General features: G+C 55.2%; 2 protein-coding genes and 1 pseudogene. 1 reads left to right on the top strand and 2 read right to left on the bottom strand.

The features are described 5' to 3' along the window. Positions 1–242: 242 nt before the first annotated feature. Entirely contained in the window at positions 243–1,001 is a 759-nt protein-coding gene (locus tag J1C47_RS23405; RefSeq protein ID WP_207353213.1) for an IS30 family transposase, read from the top strand. 415 nt (positions 1,002–1,416) lie between these two features. Here the strand turns inward: J1C47_RS23405 and J1C47_RS23410 are convergent, their stop codons facing one another. Further along, entirely contained in the window at positions 1,417–1,938 is a 522-nt protein-coding gene (locus J1C47_RS23410; protein WP_207353214.1) for a GSCFA domain-containing protein, read from the bottom strand. A 279-nt stretch (positions 1,939–2,217) separates the two neighbouring features. After that, positions 2,218–2,375 (bottom strand): annotated as a pseudogene (locus J1C47_RS23415) (IS256 family transposase); the annotation flags it as partial.

Raw genomic sequence — 2,375 nt, forward strand, 5'->3', positions numbered from 1 at the left:
CAGATGCGGTTCGATGATCTCCCATTCCTGGTCGCTCAGTTCGTGACGGCGCATGGCAATCTCCTTTCAAAGGAGATTGAATCAAATCAACCACCGAACGTGAACCCGGTTATGGGGATGCGACCTAACGGGCGCTTATCAGAACCCATGCGCTGACGTGCCCCTGAGTTCCAAAGCGAAGTGCAACACCCCCTTGCCGATGTAGGATCGGCTTGGGTTTGCAGACCTTTGGGAGTGTTGCCGTGTCATCCTACGAGCATCTGTCGTCCGCCGAAAGAGAGCGGATCGCCATTCTTCGTGCCTCCGGTCATTCGAGATCAGCCATCGCCAAGGAGCTTGGCCGTTCGCCCTCGACGATCGATCGGGAGCTTCGCCGCAACGCGCTGCCGAGCGGCGGCTATTCACCGAGGCAAGCCGACGGAGCCTATCTTGAGCGGAGGCAGCGGGATGCCATGCTCGAGCGTGACGAGCGTCTGCGCCAGTTCGTCACCGATCGCCTGGCCGAAGGCTGGTCGTCCGAGCAGATCGCCGGCTGGCTAAAGGGTGGCAACGAGGCAAAGCTTCGTTCGCTTGCCACCGAAACGACCTACGCCTTCATCTACCGGACCTCCCAGAAAGCAGCCGAACTCTGGCGCTATCTCCTGCGGCGTCGCAAGATCCGCCGTCCGATGAAGGCGCGCCCCTCGCGCGATACCATAAAAGGCCGCCGCTCGATCCATGACCGCCCGGCCGGGATCGAGGATCGCGGCGAAGCCGGCCACTGGGAGGCCGATCTCGTCATCTGCAAAAGGGCTCGGCCGGTCCTCGTTCTTCATGAGCGAAAGACAAGGGTGACGCTTGCCACCCGTCTCACCGGAAAGACTGCCGCCGAGGCGATTGCCGCCATGACCGCCGTCTTCCAGCGCATCACGCCGGGCCTGCGATCCTCGGTGACCTTCAACAATGACACAGCCTTTGCCCGTCATGGCCTGCTCACCGACATCTTCGGCATATCGACCTAGTTCTGCGATGCCTATGCCTCCTGGCAAAAGGGCGGCATCGAAAACGCCAACGGACGATCACGACGATGGCTCCCCAGATGGTTCGATCTCGACCAGATCGCCAAAGCAGATCTGCAGGACGCCGTCATCACCCTCAACACGACACCGCGAAAATGCCTTGGCGTCATCACCCCTTTCCAAGCCCTCCTCACAGAGCTTGGAAAGGACGTCAAAATCCGCTTCTCATGACCACTGTTGCGCTTCACCGGTGCAATCCACCGGTAATTACCAATAAGGGATGCAACCGTCTCGGTTGATCCACTAACATCCCGATTCGTTAAGTTTATCGTTCACTTCCGAGATCATTAAAGCCCCATATTCCTCGCTTAAATGGGAAAAGTCCTCTGAGTCATAGCCCTTATCATGTCTGTAAACGTCATACGTCAAATTGCTCGCCCCTATTGTACCGATTGGCTGCGGACGCAACTAATCTTCGAACAGCGGCAAGATGTTCCACACGGTGCGCGTAAAGTTCGTCTTCTGATTCAAACCCATTAGGTTCGATAGATGGTCGGAGCGCATCATAATAGCGCCCATCTTTCATCCAAACTGCATTCGCAGGAGACCATTGACCAAAAGCCTCAAGCAACAATTGGTAAAATTGTCTTACGACATAGATATTTCCGTAACGCGCTGAATATACCCCATATTGGTAAGTGCTAGCATCATCTGTCGGTAGCGCGTTCGGTGCAGGCTCTTCATCTAGAACTTTGCAGCCGGCGCGACGTAAAGCACGAGCAACGTGTTGTGCAAAACAGCTTCCCGCCGTCGCAATTCGATACTCATTTAGAGATGTAAACTTTGGGTGGTAAATATGACTTATATCGTACTTGGATTGGCTTGCAACGCCCGTGCGCCAGAAGCGGTGGGGTTCGAGGTCTGTGTACGGCGATTGCATTACAGAACGTCCCTCAGAGAACTTCGATGTGTATCAGTTCGTAGTCATTTGTAATGACCGTAAATCTGTCAAAATGTTTAGCAGATTGAAATACGAGATTTTGTATATATGTCAATCAGGTGGAGACCTCAACGTAATTATCCACCCCCATTTCCCGCGTTCAGCGTTCAGGCTCCGACGGTCTGACGGATGGTTTGGAAATGGTTTGCGCTGCTTCGAAGTCGAGCGGTATCGACGACGGTGCGGAGAGCTATGGCTGATTTTGGGTGACGGGTCCGATCAGGCGGCGCGTTGATCGGCGTCTGGGCTAACCGCGACGCCGTCGGTGAATGTGACGCCCGCAATGACCATCGGCAAGCGATTTTCGCCTTTCAGCTTCCGCCAAGTTTTTGAAGCGGCCATGACGAGCTTGAAGACCATGAGCTCGGCGGTCTTGT

The organism is Jiella sonneratiae (assembly GCF_017353515.1).
In the GTDB taxonomy this organism is placed as follows: domain Bacteria; phylum Pseudomonadota; class Alphaproteobacteria; order Rhizobiales; family Rhizobiaceae; genus Jiella; species Jiella sonneratiae.

Bases quoted from the DNA above. Each gene is read 5' to 3' on its own strand.
- J1C47_RS23410 (WP_207353214.1), bottom strand. From the start codon at position 1,938: ATGCAATCGCCGTACACAGACCTCGAACCCCACCGCTTCTGGCGCACG.